The sequence below is a fragment of the Mesorhizobium sp. M1A.F.Ca.IN.020.04.1.1 genome (assembly GCF_003997315.1).
Classification (GTDB): Bacteria; Pseudomonadota; Alphaproteobacteria; order Rhizobiales; family Rhizobiaceae; genus Mesorhizobium.
Genome location: NZ_RZSN01000006.1, coordinates 61,957 through 69,799, shown reverse-complemented (window position 1 = coordinate 69,799; position 7,843 = coordinate 61,957). Strand labels below are relative to the sequence as shown.

Here is a 7,843-nt window from a genome sequence, read left to right as displayed (position 1 = left end):
GTCTTGATGTCGTAACGAGCAGAGGAGGTCGGCGACCTCCGGTCTCGGATTGCCTGAGCAGTCAAGCGGCCTTGAGGTTCTTCAAGGCCTTTTCGAAGGCATCCTTGATCGGCATGGATACGTCTTCGGTGGCTCTCAACATCACCGCCTGCAGGGTCTTGGCCTGCTCGACGGAAGTGTCGATCTGTTTGTTCACGAAAAGCGGCCTGCAGCTCGAAGAACTCGGACGGCGACTTCACGGCAACCAGTGCTTCCAGGTGAGCGAAGCCGGCTTCGGCATTGGCTCGCAGAGCTGCAATCGTCTTCAGCGACACCTCGTTGCGGGTGGTCTTGGCCACCTCAAGGGTCGACTCAAAAGCCTTTTGAGTCGTCTCGGCGTTCGATTCCAATTTGGAAAATGCTTCCTTCGCCTGCTCAATGCCCTGTTCGGCGACAGCGCGAACCTGCTCGGTAACCTTGTACGGCTCGTAAGTAGCGGATTCCGCGTTTTCGATCGTTTCGGTCTTGCCGGGGATCTTGGACATTTTCCATCCTTTTCCAGAGAGTGGCATTACACAAAGCCCCCCTGTTTCATCTACGAATTTATGAAGGGGCGAATTGCCGCTCGAGGGCACCACTGCGGCGGCCCGGCGCGCCGCTGGCGGCGATCGGTGCTAACGAGATTGACCGTCACCTTCTTCGACCCAAAAAGGAGCGGCCTCTTCGCAATCCATCGCTGCATTCGACCCTGGCGCGACCTTCTCAGTTATTCTTGTACAGCCAAGACTCCGTCTCATGCCAAAACGGCCAAGGCGTCGGCGAAGAAACGGTCGCCGCCGAAATTGCCTGATTTCAGGGCAAGCAGCAGTTCGCCGTGCGGGCTGCCGAGTGCACGCAGCGCTGGGACACCCGCGGCGATTTCGGGGCCCAACTCGAAGGCGGGAATGGCAAGCTGGTCCACGACGGCGCCGGACGTCTCGCCGCCCGCCACGACCAACCTGCGCACGCCGAGTTCGACCAGACCTTCGGCGATGGTCGCCAACGACTGCTCGATCGCATGACCGGCAGCGTCGCGTCCATGCCGCGCCTGCAGCGCCGAAACCACCTCGGGCGATCCGCTGCTGGCGATGAGGACGGGGCCATCGGCCAAGCGGGCGGCGGCCCAGGCGAGCGCACGGTGCGTCTCCGCCACTCCGCTCATCAGCCTTTCCGGATCGAGCCTCAGCACCGGCATCGTCTCTTCGGCGCGGGCAATCTGCGTCAGTGTCGCCCGCGAACAGCTGCCGGCGAGGCACGCCGCAGGCCCCTCGACCGGCCGGTCCCGCAGCACCGTCCGTTGATGGCGCCGCGCGGTGCCGGCGGCGACCAGGCCGCGGGCGAGACCCAGTCCCAGGCCGGACGCTCCGACCGACAGGCGTTGTGCCAAGGCTGCCGCGCCGATCGCTTCAAGATCGCTCTCAAAGACGGCGTCGGCGATTGCCGCTCCGGCTCCATCTTGGGAAAGCGCCGCGTTGCGCGCGCGGATCGCGTCTGCGCCGCGCGCGACCGTCGCGAGGTCGACCGACCCGACCGCTGCCATGCTCTGCCGGGCGAGTACGCGCACCAGATTGGCATCGCGCATGGGATTGAGCGGGTGATCCTTGAGCGGACTCTCGTTGAGCGGCACCGCGCCGACGAAAAGATTCCCCTGGTAGACGGTTCGGCCGGTTTCCGGAAAGGCCGGCGTCACCAAAACCGATTTCTCATCCACGTCGTGACGCAAGGCGTCCAGCACCGGGCCGATATTGCCGGCATCGGTGGAATCGAAGGTCGAGCAGATCTTGTACATCACATGCGCTGCCCCGCGGGCGCGCAGCCATTGGTCGGCCGCGCGAGCGCGCTCCACCGCCTGCGCTGCCGCAACCGAACGGATCTTGAGCGAGACGACAACCGCGTCGACCTCGGGAAGATCGAGACCTGCGGCCGGAATGCCGATGGTTTGAACCGTGCGAAGACCTTCCTTGGCGAGCGTGTTGGCCAGGTCGGACGCGCCTGTGTAGTCGTCCGCAATTGCGCCGAGGGCGAGGCTCATGGCGAAACTCCGATGCCAGCCTGGGGAAGGGGCTCGCCGGCAAAGGGGGCGAACCAGCCGAGCCCCTCAAGTGTCGTGCCGCTGGGCCGATATTCGCAACCGACGAAACCATCATAGCCCAGCCGGTCCAGTTCCGCGAAGATGAACCGGTCGTTGAGCTCTTCCGAAGTCGGCTCATGGCGGGAGGGCACGCTTGCTATCTGGACATGGCCAATGATCGGCAGCAGCCGGCGCAACGCCATGACGACATCGCCATGCAGGATCTGGCGGTGGTAGACATCGAACTGCAGCTTGAGGTTGGGCAGCGCCAGTTCGCCGATGAGCTGTTCGGCAAAGTCGAAGTCATTGAGGAAATAGCCCGGCATGTCGCGACCATTGATCGGTTCGATCACCAGATCGATGCCGCGATCGGCAAGCTTGCCGGCGGTCCAGAGGATCGCTTTGCGATAGGCATCCATGGCCGCCCTGTCCCCGCGAGCGGCGAGCCCCGACATCAAATGCAGGCGCTTCACGCCCGTGGCCTCCGCGTAGGGAAGGGCAGATGCCACGGCGGCCTGAAGCTCGGCGAACCGATCGGGCAAGGCGGCCAGTCCTCGCTCGCCGGCGGCCCAATCGCCAGGCGGCAAATTGAACAGAGCCTGGGTCAAACCGTATCTGCGAAGGCGCTCGCCGATCACCTCGGGCGTGTGCTCGTAAGGAAACAGGAATTCGACCGCACGGAAGCCGGCATCGGCGGCCGCCTGGAACCGATCCAGGAACGGCCACTCGCTGAACATCATTGTCAGGTTGGCGGCAAAGCGGGGCATGGGCGATCCAGTCTTCCTCAGGCCGATGTCAGGCCGGTTGGCTAGGTTTGCGGGTAGGCAGTTCGGTGCCGGTGATCTTTGCGTAGAGCCGGGCGACGGATGCGTCGTCGTCCCGGCCCATTCCAGCCGCCGAGGTCGCCAGGAACATCTGTAGCGCGGCTGCGGCCACCGGCACCGGGAATTTGGCGCTGCGGGCCATATCCTGAATGATGCCGAGGTCCTTGACGAAGATGTCGACCGCGCTGCGCGGTGTGTAGTCGCCGTCCAGCACGTGCGGCACCCGGTTCTCGAACATCCACGAATTGCCTGCGGAGGCAGTTATCACCTCGTAGACCTTGCGGATGTCCAGCCCTTGCCGGGCGGCAAATGCGATGGCTTCGCTGGCCGCCGCGATATGCACGCCAGCAAGCAACTGGTTGATCATCTTGAAGGCTGCACCAACGCCCGGCTCGTCACCGAGTTCATAGACGTTGGCGGCTATTGCATCCAGTGCCGGCCGCGCTCTGGCGAAGGCGGCAGGGCTGCCGGAGGCCAGAATGGTGAGCGCACCCTCGGCGGCGCGCACCGACCCGCCGCTGATCGGCGCGTCGAGATAGAGCCGTCCCGTCGCTTCGAGCGGCGTGGCAAGGCGGCGCACCGCATCGGGATCGATCGTGGCCGAGGAGACGAAAACCGCGCCCTCGGCCATGGTTTCGGCGACGCCGTTCGTACCGAACAGGATGGCCTCCGTTTGCGCGGCGTTGACGACCACCGACACGACGACGTCGGCACCTTCAGCGGCCTCGGCGGGGCTTGCCGCGCCTCGGCCGCCCGCGTCGACGAGCCGGGCGATGGCCGCGGCGTCCACGTCGAGGCCAGCCACTTCAAACCCGGCCCGCCTGAGCGACATGGCCATGCCAAGTCCCATGGAACCGATGCCGATCAGGGCGGCCCGGTTCGTCCTTGCTCCGGCGGGGTTTTCCTTGCTTCGATCATAAACGGTCATCACGGAGATCCTTATTCGAAACGCAATCCGGTTTAGCGATTGACCAGCTTGGGTGGCGTCGTCAGCACCGGGACCGCGCCGAGCACCAGGATTGCGGCGAGCGCATACATGCCGACCTGCGTTGCGCCGGTCAAATCCTTCAGGTAGCCGACGAGATACGGGCTAACGAAGCCGGCCAGATTGCCGACCGAATTGATGAGCGCAATGCCTGCCGCGGCACCTGTCCCGGCGAGAAATGACGTCGGCAGCGACCAGAACAGCGGCGCACAGGTGATCGCTCCGGCCGCTGCAACGGACAGGAAGGCGATGGCGATCGTCAGATTCGAGCTGGCGGCCGCGACGACGAAACCGACGGCCCCGAGCAGTGCCGGAACGACCAGGTGCCAACGGCGCTCGCGATGCCTGTCAGCGCTGCGTCCGAACAGATTCATGACCACGACGGCACAGATGAAGGGGATCGCGCTAATCAGTCCGATATTGAAGTTTCCGGTGATGCCGGTCGCCTTGACCAGGGTCGGCATCCAGAAAGTCAGCCCGTACTGGCCCATCACGAAGGTGAAGTAGATCAGGCACATCAGCCAAACTCGGCGATCGCGGAAGATACCGGCTACCGAATGCCCACTCTCCTTGTGACGCTCCTCGCGTGCGATCTCCTCTTCCAGGGTCTGCTTTTCCGTTTCGCTCAGCCACTTGGCTTGACGAATGCCGTTGTCGAGGAAGAACAAGACAGCGATGCCGAGCAGGACGGCTGGAACCGCCTCGATAAGAAACATCCATTGCCATCCGGCGAGGCCGTGGGCGCCATCGAACGAATCCATGATCCAGCCGGAAAGAGGATTGCCCAATATGCCCGAGACCGGGATCGCGGACATGAACACCGCGATGATCTTGGCCCGGCGGTGCGAGGGATACCAGTAGGTGAGGAAAAGGATGATCCCCGGGTAGAACCCGGCTTCGGCGACGCCCAGCAGAAAGCGCAACAGGTAGAATGTCGGCGCGGACGTGACGAACATGAAGCCAGCTGAGATCAAACCCCAGGTGATCATGATGCGCGCGATCCACATGCGCGCGCCGACCTTGTGAAGAATGACGTTGCTTGGCACCTCGAAGAGAAAATAGCCGATGAAGAAGATGCCGGCGCCGAGGCCGTAGACGGTCTCGCTGAAGCCGAGGTCGGCCGACATCTGCAGCTTGGCGAAGCCGATATTGACGCGGTCGAGATAGGCAACGACGTAGCACAGCATCAGGAACGGCACGATGCGCCAGAAGACCTTGCTGTAGGCGGTCCTCCTCGTTTCGATTTCAGCTACGGCTTGCGCCGGTAGCGCAGGTGTAAGCACGGTCATTGGTTCCTCCCTTGACTGTGAATGGGGTGTCAGCGCGCCCCGCCGGTGGCGGTTTTGGCAGCGCTTGCGTAACCGGATAACATGGATTGGCAGCGCTGCCAACGAAAAAGTGGCAGCGCTGCCAACAATTGTTTGAAAACGTTGCCGCGACATGGCAAAAGAGATGGACGGAAGCGAGGACGGTCGAGTGCGACGTCGCGCTCCAGCGGGGAGATCGAAAGTGGCCGACGAGCTGGCCGACGGCACGCCGACGGGGACGACGACCCTTACCGATGTCGCACGCGCGGCCGGCGTCGGCGAGAGCACCGCCTCGCGCGTGTTGCGCGGGCACGGTTCATTTTCGGCCAAGACACGCGAGAGCGTCCTCAATGCCGCGAGAAGCCTCGGCTATGTGCCGAACCGCATCGCCGGCACGCTGGCCTCGACCGGCTCCAAGCTGGTCGGGATCGTGATACCGTCGCTCAGCAACATCGTCTTTCCGGACATGCTGCGCGGCGCCAACACGGTGCTGGTGGGCGCCGGGTTCCAACCTGTCGTCGCGGTGACGGACTACGAACAGGGCCGCGAGGAAACCCTCGTCGAGTCGCTGCTTAGCTGGCGTCCGGCGGGCATGATGGTGGCCGGGCTCGAACACACCGAGCGTACCGTGGCCATGCTCAGGCACGCCCGCATCAGGGTCGCCGAACTGCTCGATTCCGATGGCGATGGCATCGACATCGTCGTCGGTTATTCCAACCGCGAGGCGGGAGGCGCGAGCGCGCGTCATCTGGTCTCGCGCGGCTATCGGCGCATCGGCTATGTGGGCCACGATCTCAGCCGCGATCTGCGCGCCGCCAAACGCTTCGCCGGATTTCGCTCGGCGCTCGCAGAGGCAGGCCTTGAAGTCGCCGCGGAAGAAATCATTCCCTCATCTTCGTCGATCGAGGCCGGGCGCGAGGGTCTCGGCCGGCTGCTCGGGCGCGCCCCCAATCTCGATGCCGTCTATTTCTCTAACGACGACATGGCGATTGGCGGTTATTTCCATTGCCTTGCCCGCGGCATCGCCATCCCCGGCCGGTTGGCGATTTTCGGCTATAACGGCCTGGACGTCGCCCGCGCGGCGCCGCAACCGCTTTCCACCATCCGGACGCCACGCGTCGCGGTCGGAGAGACCGGCGCCCGGCTGGTCTGCTCCGACGGGCCGCCGACGAAGATCGATCTCGGGTTCGAACTGATCGAGGGAGCCACAACATGAGCGAGGCCAAACTTCGCGAAGAGATATGCCGCTTCGGCCGTTCCCTATTCGAGCGCGGGCTGACACCGGGATCATCGGGCAATATCAGTCTGCGGCTCGATGACGGCGGCTGGCTTGTGACGCCGACCAACGCTTCGCTGGGCTTTCTCGATCCGGCTCGCCTTGCCAGGCTCGACGCGCAAGGGCGGCTCGTCGCGGGCGATGCGCCGACCAAGGAAATCCCCCTGCATACCGCCCTCTACGAGACGCGGCCAGCAGCGCGTGCGATTGTGCACCTGCACTCCACCCATGCGGTGGCCGTCACCATGCTTCCCGAGATCGATCCCAAGTCGGTCCTGCCGCCAATGACGCCGTACTATCTCATGCGCGCCGGACAGACGGCTTTGGTGCCATATTTCCGTCCCGGAGACCCTGCGGTAGCCGATGCAATCAAAGGGCTCGCTGGACGCTACTCTTCGGTGCTGCTCGCCAACCATGGTCCCGTTGTCGCGGGCGAGACGCTTGAGGCGGCGGTATTCGCTACCGAAGAGCTGGAGGAAACGGCAAAGCTCTATCTGCTTCTGCGCGGCCTCAACCCCCGCTATCTGTCACCGGAGCAGGTCAGCGACCTGGTGCGGACTTTTGGGCTTTCGCTGCAGGAGCATGGTGCGCACGACCACTGAGACCCGATTTCGACTTCGTGAGGCGCTCCTGGATTGCATAAGTCGGGGGGTATTACCTGAGCATGTTGCTAAGGGAGTGCGCCTCGTTGAAGATGTCCTGACGGCCGGCAGCCTTACGAGATACAGGGCTGGCCGCTACCGAGTTGCGGTCGAGATTGCTTCTCTCTCGCGCTGTTCGGCACTAGACGTTCCGGCGGCGGGCGGAAACTCGCCCTGGACCGTCGCTGTCTATGGGTCGCGTTGCGGTCAGGCCGGCTTCGATGGATCTGAGAAGCTCAAGCGCGGCATTGAGCTTGCGTGTGTCGCCGCCGGCGGCCTCGGATACGGCAGTTGCCCACTCCTTGCGCACCAGGGCGTAATTGCGGGCGCCCCGCCGGGTGCGGTGGACGCTGACGCCCCGGCGATCTTGCGGGTCGACATGGCGCTCGATCAGCCCCTTGCCTTCCAGGTCGCGCAGCACGGTGGAAACATTGGTGCGCTGCAGCCCGGTCGCCGTCGCGATCTGGCTGGGCGTTGCGGAAGCGTGCGCAACCAGGTGGCGCATCACCATGCCCTCCGATTGCGACAGCGACAGCGCTTTCTCGTCCCTGTAACCGCGAAACTGAATCTCACGGGCAATGATGAGGATGAGGTCGGCCAGGTCCGCCCAGCGAACAGCCGAGTCCGGATCGGTTTCCATAGGGCGGAGTTTACAGACTTCAAGATCTCCTTGCGCTTTACGGCACCGACGAGCCGCTTCCGCAACGGAGGCTTCTTGCCG

7 protein-coding genes and 1 pseudogene are annotated in these 7,843 nt (G+C 64.0%); 2 read left to right on the top strand and 6 right to left on the bottom strand.

Features of this window, described 5'->3' with window-relative positions; all coding sequences use genetic code 11:
* Positions 1-61: 61 nt before the first annotated feature.
* From EOA49_RS03115 to EOA49_RS03095, 5 genes and pseudogenes are all read right to left on the bottom strand, one after another.
* Positions 62-524 (bottom strand): annotated as a pseudogene (locus EOA49_RS03115) (phasin).
* Positions 525-772: 248 nt separating this feature from the next.
* Positions 773-2,050, bottom strand: a complete 1,278-nt coding sequence (gene otnK / locus EOA49_RS03110; RefSeq protein WP_127240113.1) for a 3-oxo-tetronate kinase — start codon at positions 2,048-2,050, stop codon at positions 773-775.
* The gene (gene otnI / locus EOA49_RS03105; protein ID WP_127240112.1) at positions 2,047-2,856 is read right to left on the bottom strand and encodes a 2-oxo-tetronate isomerase; all 810 of its coding nucleotides are present in this window, start codon (positions 2,854-2,856) and stop codon (positions 2,047-2,049) included. Before otnI ends, otnK begins: the two co-directional genes overlap by 4 nt.
* A 28-nt stretch (positions 2,857-2,884) precedes the next feature.
* The gene (gene ltnD, locus EOA49_RS03100; protein ID WP_127243051.1) at positions 2,885-3,841 is read right to left on the bottom strand and encodes an L-threonate dehydrogenase; all 957 of its coding nucleotides are present in this window, start codon (positions 3,839-3,841) and stop codon (positions 2,885-2,887) included.
* Positions 3,842-3,873: 32 nt separating this feature from the next.
* On the bottom strand, positions 3,874-5,187 hold the full coding sequence (locus tag EOA49_RS03095) for an MFS transporter (RefSeq protein ID WP_127240110.1): 1,314 nt from the start codon (positions 5,185-5,187) through the stop codon (positions 3,874-3,876).
* 220 nt (positions 5,188-5,407) lie between these two features.
* Here EOA49_RS03095 and EOA49_RS03090 point away from each other — a divergent pair, with 220 nt between their 5' ends.
* Together EOA49_RS03090 and EOA49_RS03085 are read left to right on the top strand one after the other, a co-directional pair.
* On the top strand, positions 5,408-6,421 hold the full coding sequence (locus tag EOA49_RS03090) for a LacI family DNA-binding transcriptional regulator (protein WP_245322509.1): 1,014 nt from the start codon (positions 5,408-5,410) through the stop codon (positions 6,419-6,421).
* Complete coding sequence (locus tag EOA49_RS03085) at positions 6,418-7,083, top strand: aldolase (protein WP_127243050.1); 666 nt, start codon at positions 6,418-6,420, stop codon at positions 7,081-7,083. Before EOA49_RS03090 ends, EOA49_RS03085 begins: the two co-directional genes overlap by 4 nt.
* A gap of 181 nt (positions 7,084-7,264) precedes the next feature.
* On the opposite strand, the gene EOA49_RS03080 is transcribed toward EOA49_RS03085, so the two are convergent.
* Positions 7,265-7,762, bottom strand: a complete 498-nt coding sequence (locus EOA49_RS03080) for a MarR family transcriptional regulator (protein ID WP_127239679.1) — start codon at positions 7,760-7,762, stop codon at positions 7,265-7,267.
* Positions 7,763-7,843 lie beyond the last annotated feature (81 nt).

What these genes read in the sequence shown, in the direction of transcription:
- EOA49_RS03080 (WP_127239679.1), bottom strand. Translation starts at nt 7,762, where the DNA reads ATGGAAACCGATCCGGACTCGGCTGTTCGCTGGGCGGACCTGGCCGAC.
- EOA49_RS03085 (WP_127243050.1), top strand. Translation starts at nt 6,418, where the DNA reads ATGAGCGAGGCCAAACTTCGCGAAGAGATATGCCGCTTCGGCCGTTCC.
- EOA49_RS03095 (WP_127240110.1), bottom strand. Translation starts at nt 5,187, where the DNA reads ATGACCGTGCTTACACCTGCGCTACCGGCGCAAGCCGTAGCTGAAATC.
- otnI (WP_127240112.1), bottom strand. Translation starts at nt 2,856, where the DNA reads ATGCCCCGCTTTGCCGCCAACCTGACAATGATGTTCAGCGAGTGGCCG.
- ltnD (WP_127243051.1), bottom strand. Translation starts at nt 3,841, where the DNA reads ATGACCGTTTATGATCGAAGCAAGGAAAACCCCGCCGGAGCAAGGACG.
- otnK (WP_127240113.1), bottom strand. Translation starts at nt 2,050, where the DNA reads ATGAGCCTCGCCCTCGGCGCAATTGCGGACGACTACACAGGCGCGTCC.